We start from the raw sequence: 23,272 nt of genomic DNA, 5'->3' as shown, positions 1-23,272 counted from the left end.
TCACGTGAAAGCTGTTCCTGCCGATGTCGGCTCCGATCTGCCTGATTTGCATGCGGTGCCTCCTTCTTTTTGGATGACGAAGCGTAGTCGCCCGGGAGGAGGCGACCTCATCCTAAAACATGAGGCAAATCGGCCAAAGGGAACATTGACCGGGTCTGGCCCCCACGTGGAACCCGTTCGCGCGGCCGCGGGACCGGCTACAAATGAGCCTACACCTTCGCCACCGTCTGCCCGGCGCGCCGCCTCCGCCCTAGCTTTCCGGTTTCGGCCCGGACTTCGTGCGGCTGGAGTCTCGAACCTGGCGCCCCAGCTCTAGATCAGGTCCTTCAACTTACTGTAGGAATTGAATTCGGCTCGATTACCGCGGGTTATCGGCCACATTGCGGATAAACCACTCGTAGGATTTAGCCAGTCCAACTTCGATTGAGGTTTTCGGGCGCCACCCCATCGAGAGTAGTTTTTTGCTGGACAAGAGTTTTCGTGGTGTTCCATCCGGCTTGGATGTATCGAGATCTATATCCCCTTTAAAGCCAACAACGTCGCAGACGAGGCGAGCAAGCTCGATAATGGTTATGTCGCTGCCGAAACCAATGTTAATGTGTTCCGCTTCGGAGTAATGCTTAAGAAGAAAAACCACTGCATCGGCGCAGTCTTCACTGTACAAGAACTCCCGACGAGGCGTTCCGCTGCCCCATATACGCAGCCGATCAAGATTTCTAATCTTTGCGTCATGTGCTTTGCGTATCAACGCGGGCACGACGTGACTGGTGACCAGATCGAAGTTATCGCGAGGCCCATAGAGGTTCGTCGGCATGACCGAGATAAAGTCCGCGCGGTATTGCTTGCGGTAGGCCTGGCACAACTTAACGCCGGCAATCTTTGCAACTGCGTACCACTCGTTGGTCGGTTCAAGCGAACCAGTCAGTAGCGCCTCTTCTCTGATGGGTTGTGAAGCGTACTTCGGATAAATGCAACTCGATCCAAGAAATAGAAGCTTCTCAACGCCATTTCGAAACGAGGCTTCGATCACGTTGGCCTCCATCACCAGGTTCTGATAGATGAAGTCGGCGGGCATCGTGTCATTTGCCAGTATACCGCCAACCTTGGCTGCGGCCATTACGACCGCATGCGGTTTTTCCTTTAGCAGAAATTGCTGAACATCTTCTTGCCGCGTCAGATCAAGCTTTTGCCTGTCGGCTACGATAATTTCGCAATCCTCCGAGGCAAGTGACCGGGTGATAGCGCTGCCGACCATTCCCCTATGTCCTGCGACCCAAACTCGCTTTCCGCTTAGCGAATACATCGTCCCCATGCCTCTTCCTGTGGCGAACCCCTCATGACCTTCAGATCTTCCCTAACCATTTCGCGGGCAAGCTCCCTCACACTCGTCTCGTGCCTCCAACCCAAGACTTGCTCCGCCTTGCTGGCATCGCCTAAAAGCAAATCTACTTCTGTAGGCCGGAAATAACGCGGATCTACCGCCACGATGCACTTGCTTGTGGCGGCATCGATGCCGCGTTCTTCGCTGCCTTCTCCGACCCATTCAATCTTTCTGCCGACTTCCTCGAATGCCCATTCTACAAACGTGCGAACTGATGTTGTCACGCCGGTGGCGAGAACATAATCATCTGGCCTGTCCTGCTGGCACATCATCCACATGCCGCGCACATACTCACGGGCATGACCCCAATCACGTTGAGCATTGAGATTTCCGAGATAAAGCATGTTCTGCTTACCGAGACTGATTGCTGCCGCGGCCCGGGTAATCTTGCGAGTCACGAATGTCTCACCTCGAAGCGGGCTTTCGTGATTGAAAAGAATACCGTTGGAAGCGTGCATGCCGTACGCCTCTCTGTAGTTCACGACAGTCCAGTACGCGTAGAGCTTGGCGGCAGCGTAAGGTGAACGCGGGTAGAACGGCGTCTTCTCATTTTGCGGGACTTCTTGAGCTAAACCGTATAACTCGGACGTTGAGGCCTGATAAAAGCGCGTCCGATTGGTCAGGCCAAGAATTCGAATAGCTTCCAGCATGCGCAGTGTACCGATCGCATCAGCGTTCGCGGTATATTCGGGCGTTTCGAAACTCACCTGAACATGGCTTTGCGCCGCAAGGTTGTAAATTTCATCCGGCTGAGTTTGCTGAACAATACGTAACAAATTGGTCGAATCTGTCATGTCTCCATAGTGGAGAAAAAATCTCGCTTCAGGATCGTGGGGATCCTGATAGATTCGCTCTATTCGTTGACTATTGAATGATGATGAACGTCGTTTTATGCCATGAACTATATAGCCTTTGTCCAGCAGCAGTTCGGCCAGATAAGCCCCGTCCTGGCCGGTTGCACCCGATATCAAAGCTACTTTCTTGGTCGCCACTTTTGAAAACTCCGATGGTTACCTAGGGCCGTAGGCGTTCGCTGTTCCTAGAGAGACTAATCGCGCTTCGGGGAAAGCACAGAACGCGCGCGCCGGCCTGGCTTCTTCATAGGAGAGGGCTGCTGATCCCGTTAAGCCCGGATGTCTTAGACGGCGAGGAGCGAATGTCCCGGAGCAGCTGCTTGAGCTGCATCACCTGGAAGCGGACGAATGTCTCGAAGCCAGTATGCTGGACGTGCGAACGGTGAGGCAACAGGCCCCATGAAGATCAGAAATCCTTTGACACTCCTCCAATCAAGATTAACCGACTCGGATCATTCACATCGAACTCAATTACCCGTGGCACAAAAAGGCGAGCATAGCGTGTAAAGGCGCTCGTCGGCGGGAAGCGAATTACGGTGTCGCATCGCCCTAGTAGATACATCTCAAGGATAGCTGAAATTCCGCCGTCAACCCCAAGCTCTGGAACGTGCAATGGGCCAGTCTGATGCGATCGGAAACGCTTAGGGACGGTGATAAGATCGGGGAACATGCCCGACAAGTGGGCCACCACCTGCGCGTTATCCGTAGACAAGAATATCCGCACAGGCTTTGGGTGGCCTAACGTTTTTGCCTTATCAATGGCAGTGCACACTTGGCGCATCGCCAGCTCCGGATCGGCCCAATAGGGTGCATGGTCCATAATGTCTTCGCCGTTGCCATGCCGAACATGAACACCAATGACACTGTGTCCCGCAAAGCTCTCCTGATAGATGGTCTCTATGCGGCTTTGAATCTCAGACCGAGGCTTGACACTCCGAAAAATCTGCCGTTCGGCCTCCTCATCGCAACGCCACATTAAGCACGCGTCGCACACCACAGTTTTAGCGCCCACATCACCTTCGGCCTGAAAAAGCTCGCTTAGTTCATCGCGTTCTCGGAAAACCTGCTCATCTGGTCGGTAAAGGCAATCGATTGACGGCTTATTCCACCAGTCTGGGAAGAATGGCCCCGGGAATGAGAATTCGTTGATCTGGTCGTCGCAAATAACCGACACGCCAGCGATGTCTTTGATGGGTTCGAAGAACACCGGAAATGCGTTCGCGAAGGGTTGGTCGAGATAGCACGATCCACGCCAGTCAATGGCGAGCATTCGCCCCGTGCGCTGTGCGTACTGCCAAGCGGCCGCCAACGACCACAGACAGTCACCAAAACCGGTACGCCTCCGAGAGACAACGAACCGATTCTCGATCAATTGATCATCAAGCATTCGCGGCGGCCCCGTTTCGGAATGCAAGGGGGCGATTTGGATCTGGCGCGGGCGCTCGGTCCATAATTGTTCGACCACGGCGCCGGCCAGTGTGGTGGCGGACCCTGCAGCACCGTGAGAACCTGATGTTTCCTCTTGAAGGCCCACTATTTTTTTGCGTCGCTTGCATTTGCCTGATGCACTCTCCTCCACTCAAATTCAGCGCTTTCTAATGTGGCCAGTGGCATCGGTAAAATTTATTGTTTGGATAGCACCCATCCATAAGAGCGATGCAATGCAGTCCCAAGGAGGACCTCGCTGGCGCTTCACGATCCGTCCGCCAATAATATCCGGCAAGCAAAGGCCCACCAGTCGCCGAGTTCAACGACACATCATGAGCTGCATATTGAGACCACGGACAACAACGCGCCGACAGTCCCCGCACTGGCGCGTCTGAAGGCGCAGACGAGCGCCCCCGAAGCCGAATCACTTGGCTCATTATGCCGAGGCGGCCCCACGCTCGAGCGCTTAAATCCGGTCGATCTTAGCGCATACTTCAGCCCAACTGTTAAGTACTGCCAATCCTTGAGCAAGCAGATGTTCGGCGGTACCTCGGTCCTCTGCCTCAACGTAGCAACGCAGTTCAGGCGCGTTTCCTGAAGGACGGATGTGCAGGATCCGGCCGCCGTGCAAGGTCAGACGCACCCCGTCCATGCAATCCATCGCCGTCACGCGCCCGACGCCCCCGAACAAATGCTCAACACTGGTATCGCACGCTTTCAAATGCGCTAGCAGGGCACAGCTCCTGTCGAACGAGTAATTCTCGATCCGGCTGGACAGAGCGACTGGAAGGTGATGCTGTGCGACGACAGCCGATAGTGGAATTTTGTCTTCTGCAGCTGCCCCGAGGGTGGCAAGGATGGGCAGTACGCTGTCGCGGGTAGGCAAGGCGGAAAGCGCGGCCCCCCCAACCGAGAAGTCCGACCCTAGCATGACCCCGCCGTTGGCCTCGAAACCGATCACCCGCTGTTTACCACACCCGACCGCCTCAATCATCGCACTAATGACGTAAGGCGAGCCAACCCGTGTGCGCACCACCTCCACGCCGCTCGCCGCCTCGATTCCGGAATTGCTCGTTACAGGCGTGGCGATAAACTTCGCGCCCAGGAACTTTGCCGAAATAAGGCCGAGCAGGTCACCACGCAATGGCGCACCAGTTTCGTCCGCTACAAAGGGACGATCTCCATCTCCGTCGGTCGAAACGATGGCGTCAAGTGCGTATTTCTTCACCCAAACAGCGAGCTTCTCGCTTGTCGCCTCCGATACAGCTTCCGTATCAATAGGGATGAAAGCCTCGGATCGGGCGATCGGCAAAATAGTTGCCCCCTGGCTCTCCAAAATCGTGATCAAAATGTCGCGGGCAACGCTGCTGTGCTGATAGACGCCGACATTCAGCCCCTTAAGCCCCGTTTCAGGAAGCAGGGCCTTGTAACGTTCGATAAAGTGGCGAGTTGCTTCGGCAGAGTGATCGGCGCCGTAGCCATGCTCAACTTTTATTAAGTCGGCGTCGGCTGCAAGCTGCTCCGCCAGTCTCGTGAGTGCCTGCTCGTCAGCCTTGTTGATCTCACCGTTTGGCCCATAGAACTTGATGCCATTTCGGTCGGCCGGAATATGCGAGCCTGTCACCATGAGCGATGCGGCACCGAGTTTAAGGCCGTATAATGCGAGTGCTGGTGTAGGTAGTGCTCCGCAGTCAACCGGCACCATTCCTGCCCGCGCTAGTGCTCCCATGCAGGTAGCGGCGATCTCAGGACTTGAAGGGCGAAAGTCGCGGCCGATCAATACGATTGCCCCTGGGGCGGCCTGCCCCCGTTCAAGAAGCATTTTCGCGAAAGCCGTAGCGTAAAGCGCCGCAACGCTGCCGACGAGTTCCATCGCAAGCCCGCGCAGACCACTTGTTCCGAATTTCGGCCCCACGGCTTTTCTCCTTCCAGTGGGCAGTGTGTTCAGGAGGCTCTCAGCGCAACCTTAACACGCGACAGGGACGAGGCGGAAAGTCAACTGATTGCCTCCCGCCTTCAATATCGCTATGAAGCGTCACAGCTGAACTACTCAAGAAGCAATTCCATGCCTCCGAACATTATTCCAGCTATCATGGCAGGCGGTAGGGGCACAAGGCTCTGGCCACTATCTCGCGCAACTGCGGCAAAGCAGTTTCTGAAGCTGGCGGGCGAAGAAACGCTGTTTCAAGCGACGCTTGAGCGCGTGTCCGATTCCACCATGTACGGAGCACCACTCGTCATCACCAATGAGGAATACCGCTTTTTGGTGGCCGAACAGGCTCGCGAGTTGGGAGCCGAGCTTTCCGGTATTGTCCTAGAGCCGGTGCCACGCAATACTGCAGCCGCAGTGGCCGTCGCCGCTCAAATCGTAGGCGAGCGGTTCGGTAAGGACGCGTTTTTATTCGTGCTGCCGTCAGACCACGCCATTTCCGTCGACGATGCTTACAACAGCTGTCTTCATTCAGCTTGCTTAGCTGCATCGGATGGAAAACTGGTAACGTTCGGTATTCAACCCAGTGGGCCAGCGACGGGCTACGGGTATATCGAGTGTGGCATCGACCTAGGCAATGGGGCGCACGCCGTCAAGCGCTTTGTTGAGAAACCCAGTCGCGAGAAGGCGAGCGCTCTTTTGGAGTGCGGCAATTACTATTGGAACTCTGGTATGTTCCTCTTCCAGGTGGGCCGGATGATTGCCGAACTCGAACAACATGCACCCGACGTGCTAACGGCGGCGCAAGCCGCTGTCGAAGGCTCAACGATCGATGCCGACTTCCTACGACTCTCGTTGGAGGATTTCAGCAAAGCGCCATCCATCTCCATCGACTATGCACTGATGGAAAAGACCGCGAATGCCGCGGTAGTGCCTTCACATTTTTCCTGGTCGGATCTCGGCAGTTGGGATGCTGTCTGGAAAATCGAGGAGCAGGATCTGGATGGTAACGTGATCAAAGGCAATGCGACAGCCCATAACACTAGGAATTCACTTGTGATGTCGCGTACCACTCACCTCGCTGTACAGGGACTCGATGGCGTGGCTGTCATCGCTAGCGAAGATGCTGTGTTCGTGGGGCGATTGGAAGAGGCTCATGAGATCGGAAATCTGGTGAAGCGCCTCGCTGCCGACGAAAATACGGCACATCTTACCGAATCGCACCCGACGTCCCTGCGGCCGTGGGGAGGCTACACCACGATGCTTAGTGGCGATCGCTTCCAAGTCAAGCGGTTGTTTGTACACCCCGGTAAGATGCTTTCGCTCCAGAAGCACTTTCACCGCTCGGAACACTGGGTCTGCGTGAAGGGGTCAGCGGAAGTGACAGTCGATGACAGCGTAACGATCCTGCACGAGAACCAATCGATCTATATTCCGCAGGGATCGGTGCATCGGCTCGGGAACCCGGGCAAGATCATGTTGGAAATAATTGAGATACAGACTGGCTCTTACTTGGGCGAGGACGACATCGTCCGTCTCGTCGACGAGTTTGGCAGAGCCTAGCGATGCCTTTGGTCGCTGAAGTAAGCTCTGGCCCATCGAGAGGGTCAGAAAATTAAGTGCAGCCATTTCACAGCCGAACAGATTGTCAGGTGTTGTCACGTTGTACCCCTGAGGGCGGGCGAAGTGTTTTCGCGTTGAATTCAGATAGCTGCGACGGTCACAGCCTACTGCGCCATTGCGCGGATGCGGGAATGTGGGTGGCCAGGGCTGAGCGTTTCTGATGTGGCGGTACGAAGAGATTTCTGACTGCTGAAAACACGGAGATAAATCGTTGTAGGCCGCCAGCGGATCGGAAGCCCTGCATCATCCGTTCTCGTTTTCGCAGGGGCAGATGAGAATTCTCTGCACGATTGTTGAGACCCTTGTGTGATCGATGTTCGACGGAGGGCATCACATTCCGTTTGGCAGCGCTTTACGACCGTAAGCGTCCGGTGATGGGCTTATGCCTTGTCGAAGACGTCGACTTGCTTTTGGTTGCAGTGCTACGATGACAATGTTGTCCTGGGAAAGGAGCGGCTTTGCTTCGGTCTATCTTATTTCGTCGCCAGGATCATGCCTGATCCGTCCCAATAAATGCAGCGAAGTCGATCGAGACGCTTGGCGCGGAACACGAACACGTCGCCACAATAGGGATCGGCCGCAAGCGCTGACGCCACCAAGGCTACAAGCCCATTCATGCCGCGCCGGAAGTCGACCGGTTGCGTCGCCACCATGATCTTCACGCCATTCGGCGAAAGTCCGATCACCGGCGTCCTCGCAACGCCGCCACCATCGCCTGCGCCAATTCGGGCGCCACCGAGCCGATCACGGTCATGCGCGCGCCAGCAATCTCGATCTCAATTCGACCCGCGGCGGAGTGGGCCACATCCGACGGCGAGCTCTCGGGAGAAGTTCTATCGCCAACCACCGTCACCGGCACGAACATCGCCTGCTGCGCGCAGGCTTTCGCGGATCGTTGAGAGGTCAGTCCGGCTTCGCGACGCCAGACGTTCAGCAGACCGCGGTTGACGCCCCAGCGCCGGGCAATCGCCGAGATGTTCACGTCGGGCTCTGCGCTTTCCGCAAGGATCCGCGCCTTCTCCTCGTCAGTCCAATTCCGCCGCTGGCGCCGACCGGTGATCACCTCGATCCGACGATACCTTCCCTCATGCCTGGCTTCATCCATGGCTTCATCCATGACTTCAAGCATGGCATCAGCGTGATCTCCAACCATTCCGTTCCGCTCCTGTCGATGAAGGAGCCTATCTCGCGGTCTCAATCACAAAAGGAAAGGTGGGATGTTCGTCGCGCTCACCTTCCACCGACCGGATCAGGGCCTTCAGCGTTTCCGGCGCAATCGAGGCATCGACCTTTAGGACGCGGCCACCTTTGCAGCCGATCTCAATGCGCGACGGCTTTGCCGACCGTTTCGCTGCGATCTTCTGTGCTGCCGCAGCTCGTTCCGTTTCGCTTTCCGCATCGGGCCCGATCAGAGCCACCGGCAACAACGTCACGCCTGATCCACCCGGTGGCTTGTTGTCCCGAGCCAGCTTCTTGCGCCAGGTGTAAATCTGCTGCGGGAGAATATCGTGCCGGCGGGCAATCTCGGCGACGCCAGAACCACTCGTCTCAACCTCTTCCAGAATCCGCAGCTTATCTTCGTCCGTCCAGACACGCCGGCGCTCGACGCCCGTCAGAATCTCAACCCGCCCCATACCTTCACCCTTGGCTACGTCGCTAACTACGGAATTAGCGACGTAACTTCAGTGCAATGGGAGAAATCTCAAAGGCTGCTTCACCGGACGCTTACTTACGACCGCAGTTTGTCGGTGACGATGCGCTTCGGCGCCAGGCCCTGCTTCTTCAACAGCCTGACCAGCAGCCGCTTGGCCGCCTTGAATCGCGGCGGCCTTGGACGATCTCGTCGAGAACATAGCCGTCCTGATCGACGGCACGCCAAAGCAATGCTTCCGGCCGCCAATGGAAATCACGACCTAATCCAAGTGCCACATATCCTGTCGGGACGGCATCTTTCGGCGCAATCGCTTTGCGTATGCCGCACCGAACTTGCGGCCCATCCGACGGATCGTTTCGTAAGACACGACGATACCACGCCCCAGAAGCATTTCCTCCACCAGCCGCAGGCTCAAAGGAAACCGGAAATACTGCCAAATCGCACAGGCGATGATCTGCGGGGGAAAGCGGTGGTTCTTGTAGCTGAGGGTCGGCGTGTTCATAGCGATCGATTAGCCATCAACCGTTAAGGCACCAACAACGTGACAACGCCATCAACGATTCTGTTTGCTTTGTCGCATCCCCGACAGAGACCTACTTGGCCGGCATCAAGCGTTCATTGTGGCGAGATCGGCGTCCGACCTCATGCCGACCCGCACAGCAGCTCGGCCAGGTTGCCTGCCCAGCGCGGTTTTTCGACCGGTCTCCATCGCGCGTGGCCGCCGGTAGGAAATCGGTTGACGAAAAGGTGGCAGGAAATTGCGCCAGATCAATGCGCGTTCAGAGAGCGTAGCTAAGAGTTGGCGCAAGGAGGCACGCCATGACACACCCACCGCATTGGAGGTCAGCGTTCGAAGCAGCTTTTGGTCGGGCGCTGAAACCTGCTGTTTCGCCCGGCGATCCGGCGAAGACGGCACCGCAAGCCACCGCGCTCGAAGGCGATCCACGTCCGGCCGAGAGTGAGCCGAGAGACCCCGATCTTTTGCTCATGCGGATCGAGGCGCTTCAGCTCGATCCCACCCGAGTCAAAGCCTTGATGCCAGCCGACTTTTGCGTGCTGGCCCACGTTTGTGACTATTGTCAAGTCAAGGTGAGGTGCGAACGTGATCTTCTCCACGAGGCAGCCGGTAAAGCTGTTAGCTGGGAGAATTATTGTCCGAATGTCTATCGGTTGGAAGCGATAAGTTTGCTTCAAACAGTTCGCCCGCAGTCGACGGGAGCAGCGTCGGCGCCCGCCAAGAGTGAGTCCGCCTGAGGATCTCTTGGGCCTGGTCCAGTACCGACGGGCCATCCTGAACTATGCAGATCGCCCGTTTGAAGTGCCATGCCCTGCAATCCCGCGCTTCATGGCGGCTAGCGTCGGTCCTGACCATAACCTGCACATGCAATCAGGCACGCGCGGACGAACCGGCCGAGGCCTGAGAGTTTCGGCGCACGCTGCATCATCAACTTGACGGTGTCGGGCTGTGCCGGCGTTAGAGGGTCCGCTCCAAGCGACCACGTAGTGTGCCGCCGACGGAAACTTTTCTGCTTGTGTTGCACCACCACAATCTGCCTTTCCGCTATTTTAAGTGAGAGGCTTGCCCGGCGTTTGGGGGAGTTGTTCCATATGGATTGCTTTATTGATGGTTCCGACCTCGGCAATCAGATTCGAAACGTAAACCTCCACTCGTTCAATCGCCAGCGTCTACACCACTTTCAACTTTGGGTCTCCGCCAACGACCTCGATCAAATGGGAACGTAACGTAATCGCGCGGTGAGCGGCTCGGGCTGGTCTCGGAGGCCAACTTCCGGCCACTCATTCTTACTTGGCCAGTATGCCGGTCGGAAAACAGTGTCCCAGATGGCTGGAAAAAACTTTTCCCGGACGGGAAAATTAACGCGGCTGGAGCCGCAAGCCATGGTAAGCAGTTCCTCGTCACGGTTAAAGATGGAGCGGATCAAGGTGCGATCTGCTGCATGGCTGAGTCTTATGGCGATGTGAACCGAATAATGTGGGCTGTCGCCTTCGGTATCGCTTGAGGCCGCCGCTTGAGGACTTCGGCTTAGTGCGAGATAACGGTGACGTCTCCGAAGCCGCGATACCCCTCGGCGCAGCGCGCGTCAGCGTCCGGAAGTTACGGGATTGCAGCGTCACGCGCTGCGAACCGACGCACAGGCTTACGCTGCCTCGCTCAGATGCCGGTTGATGGCCTCGGCGCGTGGCATGCCGCCGGTAATGGAACTGATCAGCAGCGGCGCGCGCACGGTCTTGCCCCGGCAGCTAGTCACAGGTCGGGATCGGGCGCCGTAGCGTCGGATTGGACCGACGGCAGCGTGCGCACGCCGCCGCCTCCCGCGCGTTCAGGCCGGCGCACGCTGGCCTCCCCCCGCAGCGTCGTTGCAGTAGCGGCTGGTCGAGGCCTCGTAGTACTGCGCGCTCATGGCGGCCATGGCCTCGATCAACGGTCCCCACGGCGCGGGAAATCGTTCTTCCGCCATCACCCGGTGCAGCATGCGCGCATGGCCGGCCAGCTCCTCGTTGAGGAACTCCACCACAGGCATAGCCGGATAGCGCTGCAGCAGCAGGATCGCCGCGTTGTCGGCCTCGCCGGCCGACCTGTCCTTGTCGCGGCCATGCAGATCGTTCTGCAGGCGCCCTATCGCGGAGATGAGCTGCAGGACCTGGCGAAAGGCCGGACGCGCGCGCAAGGTTGCCATGTCCAGCCCCCACAGCAACGACAGGCAACAGAATACGTTCGCGTAGGCGATCGAATCGATGCCGTTGTGCAGATACTCGGCGTAGGACCAGCGTTCCGCCCCTGCCGCCTGCGCGTGTCCGGCGCGCAGCGCCGCGCAGTAGCACCGGGTATCGTCGAGAAGCTGAGCATAGTCGCGACGATCGTAGGCGAGCGCGGCCAGCGAAGCGCGCAGCACAGCGCAGCCCTCGAATTCGGGGAGCGCGCACGGCACGCCCTGCCCCAGCGCCTGCTCCACCGCGGCGAGCTGCTCCGGCGCGATCAGGCCAAGATCGTTGCAATCGTCGAGCCAGAACAGCAGCGCCAGTTCGCGATAGAACGCCACGATCAGCGTTTCGTCCTGCGGATCGCGGGCGGTGCGGGTGCTGGTGTCGCGCAGGCTCGGGTGGATGCGCTGCAGGATGTACTGGCCGCCCCTGACCGCTTCCACGGCATGCTCGTCGGCGAACCCGATCAGGGAATGCCCCCACTCCAGCACCTGCTGCAGCGCGCGTTCGGTCTGGATCATGGCGCCGCTCCTGCTCCCTCGGCCAAAACGCGTCGCCCCCAGCGAAGCGCCAGCCACAACCCGGCGAGTTCGGCCACGCGCACGACCAGTGTGGGGCAATACAATTCCTTGCCGATCCAGAGCGGCATCTGCGGCAATGCATGCGCCGCATGGCGGGCGTGCATCCACTCCAGTGCACGCGCCACCGCCTGCGCAATGCGCCGGCGCTCTGTCGGCTCTTCGCTCCCGTCCAACACGTGCAACGCGAGCAGCGCATAGGCGGTTTCCTCGAATGTGGACGCGCGACCGGCGCCCCAGCCGCCGTCGTCGCGCTGCGCCTGCAGCAGCGCCGCCAGCGCGCGCTCGTCCCGCCCTGATGCTTGCCTTGTGCCAGCGCAGCGACTGCATGCGCAGTGGGATACAGCCACGAAACGTGCCATTTTTCGTTGTCCCATAGAAATGGTCCAGCCCGATTTGGCGATAGCCGGCGGAGACCAGCGTATCGGCCACGGCCTGTTCAGCGCGGGCAGCCATGTCTAGTACTACAGTTGTAACTGACGGCAAATCATGATTCTCTTCAAGGGCTTTCTTGAAGGGGATGTGGCATGTCTGTTTCGGAATGGTCGGGTTCGGGGATTTCCTGGGAAGGGGAACTTTCGGCGCTGAAGGCGCGTCTCGGCATGGTGTTCCGCCGTTCCGAGGCGCGGGAGGGCTGCGGGGCATTTATCGACGGGCTCTTGTCGGGGATTGAGCGCAAAACCGGCTGGCTTCTTGCCGAGCAAGCCGGCTTTGGGCGCCCGTGGCGGATCCAGGCACTGCTGGGGCGGTCGCAATGGGATGCGGACCGGTTGCGCGACATCGTTTGCGATTACGCCATTGAGGCGCTCGGCGATCGATCGGGCGTGCTGGTGGTGGACGAAACCGGTTTTTTGAAGAAGGGCACCCATTCGGTGGGGGTGGCGCGGCAGTATTCGGGCACCGCCGGCCGCATCGAGAACTGCCAGATCGGCGTGTTCGTCGCCTATGCCAGCCGCTTTGGCCAGACACTGATCGACCGACGGCTCTACCTGCCGGAAGCCTGGGCGAAAGACCAGGCGCGGCGCAAGGCGGCCGGCATTCCCCAGGAGACGGAATTCTTGACCAAGCCGGCGATGGCACGCGCCATGTTGGCTGAAGCGCTTGATCGTGGTGTGCCATGCGCCTGGGTTCTGGCTGATGCGGTCTATGGCGGCGATTACCAGACGCGCCGGATGCTCGAGGAGCGTCGGCAGCCTTATGTGCTTGCGGTGCGCTCCAACCATACCTTACGGATGCTGACCGATCAGGGGCTGCTGCAGACGGATCCGAAAGAGATGGCCGGGGAACTGCCCGCCGAGGCCTGGGCCGCCTGTCCAGCCGGTGAAGGCGCCAAGGGATTGCGTCTCTATGACTGGGCACGCATAGCTCTGCCCTATGCCGTTGAGGAAGGCTATGCCCGCTATGTCCTCATCCGCAAAAGCCGCACGGATCCGCACGCCCTCAGCTATTATCTGGTCTTTGCGCCCGCCGAGGCGACGCTTGCGGAACTGGCCGGCGCGGCAGGATTGCGCTGGACGATCGAGGAATGCTTCCAGCGCGCCAAGGATGATCTCGGCCTTGACCATTGCGAAGCCCGCTCCTGGCACGGCTGGCATCGCCACATGACGCTCGTCATGGCGGCCGCCGCCTTCCTCGCCAAGCTCGGCGCCGATCTACGCCGCGCGACCTGCGGCAAACCGAACGAAACGAGTCCAAATCCGCCAATCGCTGCCTGACGCGTAAGCTCAGACTCATTCCCACCGTTGCCGAAATCCGCACCCTCATCGCTCGGCTGATCATGCGAAAGCCCGCAAAACGGGCTTTCATTCTCGCCTGGTCTCTCTGGCGACGAACCCATCAGGCGCAGGCCATGCTCGCCCATTACAGAAAACGAGATCATTTACAACTGTAGTACTAGGGTCGAAACCCATTGATCATGTTGATTTGCTGCGGCAAATCAGATTCAAGATTCCCAATCAATGGATTGGAGGCTTGAATGGGTCGCTTGTTTTGGCTGTCGGACGAGCAATGGGCGGTCATTGAGCCCCTGTTGCCGATGAACAAGGGTGGGGCTCGCCGGGTCGACGATCGTCGAGTGATCTCCGGCATCATCCACGTTCTCAAGGTCGGCTGCCGGTGGTGCGATTGTCCGGGCGACTATGGCCCTTCGACCACGGTCTACAACCGTTTCAACCGTTGGTCTCGCAAACGGTTCTGGACTGAATTGGTCGAGGCGCTCGCGACGTCTGGCGCGGTCACCAAAAGCACCTCCATCGACAGCACCTACGTCAAGGCGCACCGCTCGGCCCATGGCGGCAAAGGGGGGCGAAAAATCAGGCTATCGGACCTTCGCGCGGCGGGCAAACCACCAAAATCCACGTCCTCACCGACGTGATCGGTCGCCCTTTTGCATTCATGCTGACCGGTGGCAATGCGGCAGACAGCCCGGTCGCGCCACACTTGCTGGCTGGTCTGAAGGGTGCGCGATATCTCCTTGCGGACAAGGGATATGACGCCAACAGTCTGCGAAAGCGACTGCGCCAGTCCGCAATCGTCCCCGTGATACCTGGCCGTTCAAATCGCACAAGGCCGATCCGATACGACGCCAACGCTACAAGAGCCGCCACCTCATCGAGAACGCCTTCTGCCGGCTGAAAGACTTCCGACGCGTCGCAACGCGTTACGACAAGCTTGCCAGAAACTTCCTCTCCGCAGTCGCCTTGGCCACCCTCGTCGCGTTCTGGCTATGATTGAGTCTGAACCCTAGTACTACAGTTGTAAATGATCTCGTTTTCTGTAATGGGCGAGCATGGCCTGCGCCTGATGGGTTCGTCGCCAGAGAGACCAGGCGAGAATGAAAGCCCGTTTTGCGGGCTTTCGCATGATCAGCCGAGCGATGAGGGTGCGGATTTCGGCAACGGTGGGAATGAGTCTGAGCTTACGCGTCAGGCAGCGATTGGCGGATTTGGACTCGTTTCGTTCGGTTTGCCGCAGGTCGCGCGGCGTAGATCGGCGCCGAGCTTGGCGAGGAAGGCGGCGGCCGCCATGACGAGCGTCATGTGGCGATGCCAGCCGTGCCAGGAGCGGGCTTCGCAATGGTCAAGGCCGAGATCATCCTTGGCGCGCTGGAAGCATTCCTCGATTGTCCAGCGCAAACCTGCCGCCCCGGCCAGTTCCGCAAGCGTGGCCTCGGCGGGCGCAAAGACCAGATAATAGCTGAGGGCGTGCGGATCCGTGCGGCTTTTGCGGATGAGGACATAGCGGGCATAGCCTTCCTCAACGGCATAAGGCAGAGCTATGCGTGCCCAGTGATAGAGACGCAATCCCTTGGCGCCTTCACCGGCCGGACAGGCGGCCCAGGCCGCAGCGGGCAGTTCCCCGGCCATCTCTTTCGGATCCGTCTGCAGCAGCCCCTGATCGGTCAGCATCCGTAAGGTATGGTTGGAGCGCACCGCAAGCACATAAGGCTGCCGACGCTCCTCGAGCATCCGGCGCGTCTGGTAATCGCCGCCATAGACCGCATCAGCCAGAACCCAGGCGCATGGCACACCACGATCAAGCGCTTCAGCCAACATGGCGCGCGCCATCGCCGGCTTGGTCAAGAATTCCGTCTCCTGGGGAATACCGGCCGCCTTGCGCCGCGCCTGGTCTTTCGCCCAGGCTTCCGGCAGGTAGAGCCGTCGGTCGATCAGTGTCTGGCCAAAGCGGCTGGCATAGGCGACGAACACGCCGATCTGGCAGTTCTCGATGCGGCCGGCGGTGCCCGAATACTGCCGCGCCACCCCCACCGAATGGGTGCCCTTCTTCAAAAAACCGGTTTCGTCCACCACCAGCACGCCCGATCGATCGCCGAGCGCCTCAATGGCGTAATCGCAAACGATGTCGCGCAACCGGTCCGCATCCCATTGCGACCGCCCCAGCAGTGCCTGGATCCGCCACGGGCGCCCAAAGCCGGCTTGCTCGGCAAGAAGCCAGCCGGTTTTGCGCTCAATCCCCGACAAGAGCCCGTCGATAAATGCCCCGCAGCCCTCCCGCGCCTCGGAACGGCGGAACACCATGCCGAGACGCGCCTTCAGCGCCGACAGTTCCCCTTCCCAGGAAATCCCCGAACCCGACCATTCCGAAACAGACATGCCAAATCCCCTTCAAGAAACCCCTTGAAGAGAATCATGATTTGCCTTCATTTACAACTGTAGTACTAGCAGTGCCGTCTCCTCGATCAAGCGCTGATTTTTTCTATAAGATGGAACGTGCGCGTAGCTGAAGACGGCAAGCCGGTCGGGGCGTATCGCGACTGCTGTCGCGGCGCTCTGGACACAAGACTGCACCGTTTGATGCGGAAGACCACACATGAGGTCGAAATTGATGCGGAGTACTCCATGCCGACGCAGGGTTTCGGCGGCAGCCGCCACCTGCGTCTCACTCTGGACCCGGTTGATCGCTTGTTGGACAATGGGATCGAAGGTCTGCACGCCAAGGCTCGCCCGGTTTACGCCGGCTGCTTCTAAGGCTTCGGCCATCTCCGTTGTGAACGTGCGCGGGTCGATCTCGACAGCGACCGTAGCCGCCTTCTTAAACGCGAAGTAGCTGCGCAGGATTTCCATTAGAGCCAGGAACTCCGCCGGCGGCATGAGGGTTGGCGTTCCGCCGCCGAAATGTAGGTCGCTCACGGGCAATCCCTGCGGCGTGTGCTCCGAGACCAAACGTATCTCCTCACGCAGCACTGCCAAATAGTTGAGGACCGATGCATCCCGACGAGTGATGCTGACAGGAAAGCCGCAATACCAACACATCGACCGGCAGAATGGGATGTGGAGATAGAGCGATACAGCATCCTCAGCTGGAATGTCCCTCAGCCATTCCCCCACGTGTTGGCTCCGACCGCCGGGGAAAACTGCGATACCGTTGGATAGATAGTGTACCAAGGCAGGTGGGCCTCACAATACTTCGTCGGTATGGCCGTCTGCGGCGCCATGCCGAATGACTGTCGTCTCCCGTCGGCCCGATGGCGTGCCCGGATCGCACGCGCCATGCCCTTCCCGATCGCTTGCGGGCCCGCGCTCGCATCAAGCGTGCATTTTTCGCCGTTAGCCATCATTGCCCCCGCCATCTCTATCCCAGTCGACAGTTCCCGCCGCCCTTCGATAACCAGGTTCAAAACTCATGCCGATACCGGTAATGCCATCGGAATTTGAGTATCGCTAGTGTTCTCGATCTATTCACTTGGGATTGAAATAAGGGCTTGTAAAACAATCCCCTGTTGCGCATCCGACAATTACGACAGATTCGGTTCGCAATTGCTTCAACTCACGACACCTGTTCGACGAAGGCGACAATAGACGCACCGCTGCCACTGCGTTACCCGTCGCGTCGACGACGATCTCTTCTGCGCGTTGTAAGTCACGGCCGAATTCTTCCAATCGAGAGCGAGTCATGCTGAGCCGCCCGTGGCGGCAAAGGCTCCGTCTTTCCACCACATCAGCAAAGGTGCGGCGAACATCCTGTCCAGTCACATTTCTCATCGGTTCTCTGGAGGGCATTCCTGATCTCGTTCGCACTATTGATTCGGCGAGACCAGTCTGCCCGCGCATGACGCAGATGGTAACGACCGTGCCCAAGACTGCCCGCCTTGTGGTCGGCCGCAGGGCTCAAGCCCCTGCCTACGTGCTCACGATTAACACGCCCGAGGAAGAGCCCGAACCAGAGGAGATACTCTAGGCTCTCACTGCCGTGATAATCCTCAAGAACGCAGTATGCGTCCGAAGTCGCGGCGCCTCGTTAATGGCGTCTTCTTCAGTCAAGTCTCGGCAGGACATCATTTGGCTTTCTCAGTTCCCGGCGTTGTGTTCACTTGCGACGGCTTGTTCTCGGGCCGAGAGCTTCAGGCCTGTCTTCTCGAGAACACGAGGAGGGGCTTTTGCGGGCGCTAACACTGCTTTCTTGCCTAAGCCGGCCGCCTGGGGGATTTTGGAGCGCTGTCGGGCATAATTTGGAGCTGTCATCGGATAATCAGCTGGAAGCTTCCATTTCTCCCGATTCTGCTCCGGCGTATGAGTGTACTTAGCCATCAGGTGCCGTGTCAGAGATTGAACTTCCCGCCGTCCTCTAGGCAGGATGATGAGGTCCACTGTCACCGATTTCTTGATCGGAACCGCGGGGCGCTGCTTTTCGACCGCCTTGGGGATTGCGATCCACAATCGTGACCTGCCGCACCGAATTCCGGCATTACCGATGGCAGCGAGGCGGATGATGACCTCGCTTCCGTCGGCATAGCGGGCGAAGCGATCTCGGCGCGACTTGCCGTCTTCCAGCCATGGCTGGGACGGCAATTGCGTCTCGGCCGTTCGGGAGGGTCTTTGCCAGGCGGGCGCTGACGGAAGACAGTGCACCCGATACCTGCGTCCCGGGCACGTCTGGTGAAAGGCTCATCGGCATCGGTACGCAGATCCTTCAGTTACTTAGCAGCAGCATTTCCTTCGAAGTTGGGGGCGGCATTGGACCCATTAACCGTAGTTTGCTGGTTTACCGCGACGGCCGGCATTTTGCGCCGAGTGCCTGGTTCAGCCTAATCACATTCTGCATAGTTTATGCCGCATATGTAGCCGAATGCCCTCGCTATTGTGAACTTTTCCTTCAGTCTTTTGATTTCTGACGTGGGCAAGTTCAGACCCGAGTATTCGGGTTGCGCATACAGTTCAGCTATCGACAGGCGGGGAAAACGCTGATCCGCCCCAAAAGAGCGACGAAGAGTGTTCTGGGAATGTATCCGGTTCTGTCTTCTCCCACCAGTTTCCTAGGTTTCACCCTCAGAGCGCTTCTGGCCCTTGTGCGATGACACCATCGGTCAAAAGGGATGCGCGCGTCCGGCTTGGCCGGTAATAGTGAAGGATATGTGAGAGATGGGCTCCTTTACAAATCGTCATGGCAGTCTCAGGCCAGTGCCGCTTCGAGTAGCGTCCGACGAAGATGTCTTGGCGGCCGCTGCCGAGATTGTCGCGCTCGGCGCCGATGCTCCAGTTGGGCTTCCGGCCGAAGCGTTGGAGCAGTCCGGCCTGCTTGCCATTCCCATACCGAACGATTTCGACGGCGCTGACGTTTCTAACGGGCTGATCGCACACGTAGTCTCACCGATTGCTGAGGCGCACCCCGCTGCCGCCCGTGCGCTCGCCAGTCATTTCCGCGCTCTCGAATTGGTCCGTAACGCCGGGAGCGAGGAGCAGCGACGGAGCATCTACCTGCGTGTAGTATCGGGTGAAAGGCTGTCGTCGGCTGCGGTCGGAGTTCACAGAGCGAGTCAGCGCTACGTCATCGACGGTGTCGGCTTCAAAGTCAGCGGTGCTTGCCTTGAGCGAAGCCGAAGTGTTGAGTCTATTGCTCGTGCAGCGCGGCAGCTCCGAAGCCCGTCTCGTCCATAGCGGTGAGCCCGCACTATACAGCCTCGACCAGGTTCATGTGCCGGCCGACTCGGTGCTCGCTCTCAACAGCGACGCACTGCCGCTTTCGCAGTCGCTAGGCAGCATTGTTCATGCTTCGACTATCCTCGGCGAGAAACGCCGGAATCTTGCTGCGGAATTGCGGCACGGCGATGGCTCCTCGAGCGGCCGGTTGCGGGATGAGCGGATCGGACGATTTCGGTCGGACATTGAGATCCTAGTGGCACTGATTGATCGGGCAGCTACCGCGCTTGACCTCGCGCAGGTTAATGCGACTCCGATCGACGTGGCGGAGGCAAGCAGAATTGCCACGGTGCTTGAAATCGCTGCGCTGCCCGATGGCGCGGGGGAGACGACTCGGTTGCTGGCACAACTCCGGCAGACACTCACCAGTTAAGCTGGAGTGACGGTCCAGATGGTCGGCCTCACTCCCCTGCGGCACGTGTACTGACATCCACGTCGGGATCGGCGGCGCTTTCATGCTTGCCGGCAAATTCCGCAAGTGTGATGTTGTGAAAAATGGTCGCGATAGCATCCGCGCATCGCAAACTCGGTCATCGATAGTTGTATCCGACAGCTGACCGGATCGTTACAGTCGTTGCACGCTTCAAAGGCGGTTCTGCTCGCACTCGGATGGGAGCGAGCGGTCCGTCATGGTCAAGTCCTGCGACGGAACCCACGCGCGCGGCTATGGAAGTAGCGAAAGTACTGGTGAACTGAACTCTTCTGCTGTCATCAACGTGGATGCTCGCGTGGCAGCACTCGAAACCCCGCCCCGCATCCGTGAATTGGAACAGCTATCCAATGCGCAGCCGTTGCGCGCTTTCCTTGAAGTGGCGTCTCATTCCCCGAACCCCTCGCTGCGCCTCAACCATCGCAGCGACGAGATCATTGAAATCGGCTCTATCGTCCCTTCATGTGCGTCGCCCGACCGCTTCGTGTTGATGCTGAGCCGAGATTAATTATGCGAAAAGAAGGCGTTTGACGCGTCCGTTGACTCTGTGGTTCACTCGGCAGAAAACAGATTGTGGCTAACGAGGGGATTTACCGATGGCTGACCAAAATAAAACCGAAACGGCTGCTGCGGACGTTGAGACGCCTGCCGAAGTGAAACCATCAACGGCTAAGAAGCAGAGGTCACCGCGGCCGCGGAAGGCGGCCGCCGTTGAAGCTAAACCCGAAGCGAGCGCTGCAGGGGTGTCGGTCACGAAGCCGAGGAAGTATGGCGAACAAGAAAAAGCTGAGAAGCTCAAACTGATCGAGACGCAAGTCGCCGAAGGTAAAAGCAAACTCAAGGACGCCATCAAGAGCGCCGGCATATCGGAGCAAACCTATTATCAGTGGAAAAGGGCCGCAAAGCTCGATGATAAACGGGAGTCCCTCACCACTGACGATGAGTTGGCAGACCTCGTTCGACTCGAAAATGAGAATCAGAGGCTCCGCAAGCTCTTGGCAGAAAAGTTGCGCGCGGAAAATGCAGAGCTGCGCAAGAGGCTTGGGCTGGACGAATAGAAAATTGGGATTCCGTAGGCCCACGATTTCATCGGCCGCCTAGGGCATTCATGTCAGCGATCGATCGATCGATACTGCATCTTGTTGCACCTCTGAGTGGCGTTTGCGGGCGCGCCAGGCGGCTTCAAAATTCGCGAACGGGTTTACGCAGTGTTGGCTCCCGGAATAGGTGATGGGATCGTCCGGCCCGCGCCGCCAGGCGTAGTCGGTCAGAAGATGGAAATCGGCCAACAAGCGTTCGAACCGCTCCAGCCGGTGCGCGGGACCGTCGGACAGGAGCGGGCGCGCCACGTCTCCGATATGTAACCTTTCGAAAAGCATCGTCGCGCTGCCAGATTATCCGTCGGAAAATCCCACCGGTTGCGTCTCCGGAACTCCAGCACGAAGACGCGCAGGTGATCATCCGAGATATATCTCGAGCGTCGCGCGCACCATTCTCATTCTTCCCTCCTTCACGAGATGCGAGTGGCGGCTCTCAAAAAGCGCCGCCATCAGGCTCCGGTTGGCGCAGGAGCAACTGAGGTGCTCGTGCCGGCGATCGCGGAATTCGTAATGGATCAGATCCCGGTCGACGACGGAGTCGCTTCGATCCTTGCCCCTGCGAAGCGTACCCTGGACATGCGATTCCGTACCGCGAATGCCGCGGTCCATGAGCTTCTCCACCCGCAGCGGCCGAGAATTTCGGGCTAGTCGGAGTTGTCGCCAAGCCAATTCGCGATCGGTTCGGGCAGCGGCTGCGCCTTATCTTTCTGCAGTCCGGTGGCGATCGAGACGAATACCAGCGGACCGGAATAGCCCGGGACACTGATCGCTTCGGCCAGGTTCGTCCCCTCCTGCTCGAAGAGCGGGTTACCCTCGAGATAAACCGTGCAATCGAAGCCCAGTTGCGTCAGCAGGTTCTCGGGTAGCTTAGTCACCTGATTGTGCCTGGCGTTGAGCGTCTTGAGCACGGTCGGGATAGTGTCAGGCAGGTGCTTCAGCCGGTTGTTGCTCGCGATGAGCGTCTTGAGCCCGGCGGGGAGTTGATCGGGTAGGCAGGTCAGACGGTTGTCCCCGGCACCAAGCGTCCTGAGCCCGGCCGGGAGGTTGGCGGGCAACTTGGCCAGCCGGTTGCTGCCGACGCCGAGCGTCTTAAGCCCGTCCGGTAGTGTGTCGGGCAAGCTGGTCAGCTGATTGCCGCTCACATCCAGTACCTCGATCGCGCGCGGAAGGGTTCCGGGCAGTCTGGTTAACCTGTTGTCGCTCGCGATGAGCGACTGGACCCCTGGGGAAAGGTTGTCTGGTAGGCTGGTCAGCTGGTTGTAGCTCGCCTCGAGTATTTTTAGTCCGGCCGGTAAGGTATTGGGCAGGCAGGCCAGTTGATTGCCGTCGACGATGAGCACTTGGAGTCCGGGGGGAAGGCCGTCGGGCAGGGTGCTCAGCCGGTTGTATTTGGCGATGAAATCTCGGAGTTCGGGAGGAAGGCTAGCGGGCAGCTTGGTCAACTGGTTGCCGACCACATTGAGCGCTTGGAGCCCTGCAGGGAGGTTGTCGGGCAGACTGGTTAGCTGGTTGTACGCGGCCCCGAGGGTCTGGAGCCCAACCGGCAGTGCCCCGGGCAAACTGTTTAACCGGTTGTAGCTGGCTTGGAGCGTCTGGAGCCCCGGGGGAAGTTTGTAGGGCAAGCAGACTAGCTGGTTAAAGCTCGCCTCAAGCGTCTCAAGTGCGGCCGGAAGTATGTTCGGGAGGCAGTTCAGCCGATTGCCTTCGACGTTGAGCCTCTGGAGTCCAGCCGGAAGTGCGTCGCTTAGGCGGGCCAGCCGGTTTCGCCCGGCGTTGAGCCATCGAAGTCCGACCGGGAGCGCATCGGGCAGGCTGGTCAGGCGGAGGGATGATAGATTCAGCTCCGCATTTACATCGCCAGTCTCCATCCAGGCGTATATGCGTCTCACCGCCTCTTTTCGACCCTCGCAATCACCCTGTCCCTCTTTGCTCCAGACATCCAGTCTCTCGTGCGGCGACACCTCCCTGAGTGCCAATTGCCGGCGTGTAATTTCGTGAGAATTGTGTGCGCCAGTTTGGGCCCGACCTGTATTCACCACTTCGCATCACTCCTTTATCCTGATCATGAGGGCGCCCGTGTCAGTGACCGCCGAGGACTCTTCATCACGCAAACTCATACCGGCTATCTCCCTAG

19 protein-coding genes and 9 pseudogenes are annotated in these 23,272 nt (G+C 58.8%); 8 read left to right on the top strand and 20 right to left on the bottom strand.

The window, feature by feature from the left end:
* Window positions 1-358 precede the first annotated feature (358 nt).
* From fcl to EKH55_RS28990, 4 genes are all read right to left on the bottom strand, one after another.
* On the bottom strand, window positions 359-1,303 hold the full coding sequence (gene fcl, locus EKH55_RS29005) for a GDP-L-fucose synthase (protein ID WP_069456718.1): 945 nt from the start codon (window positions 1,301-1,303) through the stop codon (window positions 359-361).
* A complete protein-coding gene (gene gmd, locus EKH55_RS29000) occupies window positions 1,291-2,373 on the bottom strand; it encodes a GDP-mannose 4,6-dehydratase (protein ID WP_069456708.1) in 1,083 nt (360 codons plus the stop codon). Before gmd ends, fcl begins: the two co-directional genes overlap by 13 nt.
* 268 nt (window positions 2,374-2,641) lie before the next feature.
* On the bottom strand, window positions 2,642-3,622 hold the full coding sequence (locus EKH55_RS28995; RefSeq protein WP_069456709.1) for a nodulation protein NodZ: 981 nt from the start codon (window positions 3,620-3,622) through the stop codon (window positions 2,642-2,644).
* 507 nt (window positions 3,623-4,129) lie between these two features.
* Window positions 4,130-5,578, bottom strand: a complete 1,449-nt coding sequence (locus EKH55_RS28990; protein WP_083265202.1) for a phosphomannomutase — start codon at window positions 5,576-5,578, stop codon at window positions 4,130-4,132.
* A 150-nt stretch (window positions 5,579-5,728) separates the two neighbouring features.
* Here EKH55_RS28990 and EKH55_RS28985 point away from each other — a divergent pair, with 150 nt between their 5' ends.
* Window positions 5,729-7,156: a mannose-1-phosphate guanylyltransferase/mannose-6-phosphate isomerase gene (locus tag EKH55_RS28985; protein ID WP_069456710.1), complete on the top strand. Its 1,428-nt coding sequence runs from the start codon at window positions 5,729-5,731 to the stop codon at window positions 7,154-7,156.
* 157 nt (window positions 7,157-7,313) lie between these two features.
* Here EKH55_RS28985 and EKH55_RS28980 read toward each other — a convergent pair.
* From EKH55_RS28980 to EKH55_RS28960, 5 genes and pseudogenes are all read right to left on the bottom strand, one after another.
* Window positions 7,314-7,589, bottom strand: a pseudogene (locus EKH55_RS28980) (DDE-type integrase/transposase/recombinase); the annotation flags it as partial.
* Window positions 7,590-7,692: 103 nt separating this feature from the next.
* Window positions 7,693-7,902 (bottom strand): annotated as a pseudogene (gene tnpB / locus EKH55_RS28975) (IS66 family insertion sequence element accessory protein TnpB); the annotation flags it as partial.
* Window positions 7,899-8,369, bottom strand: coding sequence for an IS66-like element accessory protein TnpA (gene tnpA, locus EKH55_RS28970; RefSeq protein WP_151613978.1), 471 nt, complete (start codon window positions 8,367-8,369; stop codon window positions 7,899-7,901). The pseudogene tnpB and the gene tnpA (EKH55_RS28970), both read right to left, overlap by 4 nt.
* Before the next feature lie 28 nt (window positions 8,370-8,397).
* On the bottom strand, window positions 8,398-8,850 hold the full coding sequence (gene tnpA, locus EKH55_RS28965) for an IS66-like element accessory protein TnpA (protein WP_069456411.1): 453 nt from the start codon (window positions 8,848-8,850) through the stop codon (window positions 8,398-8,400).
* 98 nt (window positions 8,851-8,948) lie between these two features.
* Window positions 8,949-9,372: pseudogene (locus tag EKH55_RS28960) on the bottom strand (IS6 family transposase); the annotation flags it as partial.
* A gap of 317 nt (window positions 9,373-9,689) precedes the next feature.
* On the opposite strand from EKH55_RS28960, the gene EKH55_RS28955 reads away from it, so the two are divergent.
* Window positions 9,690-10,124: a hypothetical protein gene (locus EKH55_RS28955; protein ID WP_131820445.1), complete on the top strand. Its 435-nt coding sequence runs from the start codon at window positions 9,690-9,692 to the stop codon at window positions 10,122-10,124.
* Between the two features lie 418 nt (window positions 10,125-10,542).
* On the opposite strand, the pseudogene EKH55_RS30030 reads toward EKH55_RS28955, so the two are convergent.
* The 4 genes and pseudogenes from EKH55_RS30030 to EKH55_RS28935 all read right to left on the bottom strand — a co-directional run.
* Window positions 10,543-10,726: pseudogene (locus EKH55_RS30030) on the bottom strand (sterol desaturase family protein); the annotation flags it as partial.
* A 229-nt stretch (window positions 10,727-10,955) separates the two neighbouring features.
* Window positions 10,956-11,134: pseudogene (locus tag EKH55_RS30025) on the bottom strand (type 2 isopentenyl-diphosphate Delta-isomerase); the annotation flags it as partial.
* A 78-nt stretch (window positions 11,135-11,212) separates the two neighbouring features.
* The gene (locus tag EKH55_RS28940; RefSeq protein WP_069456414.1) at window positions 11,213-12,115 is read right to left on the bottom strand and encodes a terpene synthase family protein; all 903 of its coding nucleotides are present in this window, start codon (window positions 12,113-12,115) and stop codon (window positions 11,213-11,215) included.
* Window positions 12,112-12,560, bottom strand: a pseudogene (locus tag EKH55_RS28935) (hypothetical protein); the annotation flags it as partial. The gene EKH55_RS28940 and the pseudogene EKH55_RS28935, both read right to left, overlap by 4 nt.
* Window positions 12,561-12,699: 139 nt before the next feature.
* Between EKH55_RS28935 and EKH55_RS28930 the strand changes: the two are divergent.
* Together EKH55_RS28930 and EKH55_RS28925 are read left to right on the top strand one after the other, a co-directional pair.
* Entirely contained in the window at window positions 12,700-13,887 is a 1,188-nt protein-coding gene (locus tag EKH55_RS28930) for an IS701 family transposase (protein ID WP_151614011.1), read from the top strand.
* 260 nt (window positions 13,888-14,147) lie between these two features.
* Window positions 14,148-14,901 (top strand): annotated as a pseudogene (locus tag EKH55_RS28925) (IS5 family transposase).
* Window positions 14,902-15,096: 195 nt separating this feature from the next.
* Here EKH55_RS28925 and EKH55_RS28920 read toward each other — a convergent pair.
* From EKH55_RS28920 to EKH55_RS28910, 3 genes and pseudogenes are all read right to left on the bottom strand, one after another.
* Window positions 15,097-16,284: an IS701 family transposase gene (locus tag EKH55_RS28920; protein ID WP_151614010.1), complete on the bottom strand. Its 1,188-nt coding sequence runs from the start codon at window positions 16,282-16,284 to the stop codon at window positions 15,097-15,099.
* 69 nt (window positions 16,285-16,353) lie between these two features.
* Window positions 16,354-17,126, bottom strand: a pseudogene (locus EKH55_RS28915) (radical SAM protein); the annotation flags it as partial.
* 853 nt (window positions 17,127-17,979) lie between these two features.
* Window positions 17,980-18,480 (bottom strand): MucR family transcriptional regulator, encoded by a 501-nt coding sequence (locus EKH55_RS28910; RefSeq protein ID WP_083265443.1) that lies wholly within the window; start codon window positions 18,478-18,480, stop codon window positions 17,980-17,982.
* Window positions 18,481-19,050: 570 nt separating this feature from the next.
* Between EKH55_RS28910 and EKH55_RS30015 the strand changes: the two genes are divergently transcribed.
* Both EKH55_RS30015 and EKH55_RS30010 read left to right on the top strand, forming a co-directional pair.
* Complete coding sequence (locus EKH55_RS30015) at window positions 19,051-19,566, top strand: acyl-CoA dehydrogenase family protein (RefSeq protein WP_273362026.1); 516 nt, start codon at window positions 19,051-19,053, stop codon at window positions 19,564-19,566.
* On the top strand, window positions 19,496-19,981 hold the full coding sequence (locus EKH55_RS30010; RefSeq protein ID WP_245314753.1) for a hypothetical protein: 486 nt from the start codon (window positions 19,496-19,498) through the stop codon (window positions 19,979-19,981). Before EKH55_RS30015 ends, EKH55_RS30010 begins: the two co-directional genes overlap by 71 nt.
* Before the next feature lie 28 nt (window positions 19,982-20,009).
* Here EKH55_RS30010 and EKH55_RS30005 read toward each other — a convergent pair.
* A pseudogene (locus EKH55_RS30005) lies at window positions 20,010-20,237 on the bottom strand (hypothetical protein); the annotation flags it as partial.
* Between EKH55_RS30005 and EKH55_RS28895 the strand changes: the two are divergent.
* Window positions 20,238-20,546 carry a hypothetical protein gene (locus EKH55_RS28895; protein ID WP_165614759.1) on the top strand — a complete coding sequence of 103 codons (309 nt, stop codon included), beginning with the start codon at window positions 20,238-20,240 and terminating at the stop codon, window positions 20,544-20,546. It abuts the pseudogene before it with no gap.
* Between the two features lie 88 nt (window positions 20,547-20,634).
* A complete protein-coding gene (locus EKH55_RS28890; protein ID WP_069460920.1) occupies window positions 20,635-21,096 on the top strand; it encodes a transposase in 462 nt (153 codons plus the stop codon).
* A gap of 48 nt (window positions 21,097-21,144) precedes the next feature.
* On the opposite strand, the gene EKH55_RS28885 is transcribed toward EKH55_RS28890, so the two are convergent.
* The 3 genes from EKH55_RS28885 to EKH55_RS29595 all read right to left on the bottom strand — a co-directional run bounded on the left by EKH55_RS28885 (window position 21,145) and on the right by EKH55_RS29595 (window position 23,006).
* Window positions 21,145-21,417 carry a hypothetical protein gene (locus EKH55_RS28885; protein ID WP_069460919.1) on the bottom strand — a complete coding sequence of 91 codons (273 nt, stop codon included), beginning with the start codon at window positions 21,415-21,417 and terminating at the stop codon, window positions 21,145-21,147.
* Between the two features lie 78 nt (window positions 21,418-21,495).
* Window positions 21,496-21,747, bottom strand: coding sequence for a hypothetical protein (locus tag EKH55_RS28880; RefSeq protein WP_069460918.1), 252 nt, complete (start codon window positions 21,745-21,747; stop codon window positions 21,496-21,498).
* A gap of 35 nt (window positions 21,748-21,782) precedes the next feature.
* Entirely contained in the window at window positions 21,783-23,006 is a 1,224-nt protein-coding gene (locus EKH55_RS29595; protein ID WP_131820503.1) for a leucine-rich repeat domain-containing protein, read from the bottom strand.
* Window positions 23,007-23,272 lie beyond the last annotated feature (266 nt).

The sequence above is a fragment of the Sinorhizobium alkalisoli genome (assembly GCF_008932245.1).
Taxonomy (GTDB): Bacteria; Pseudomonadota; Alphaproteobacteria; order Rhizobiales; family Rhizobiaceae; genus Sinorhizobium; species Sinorhizobium alkalisoli.
This window is presented reverse-complemented; position numbering and strand designations above follow the sequence as displayed.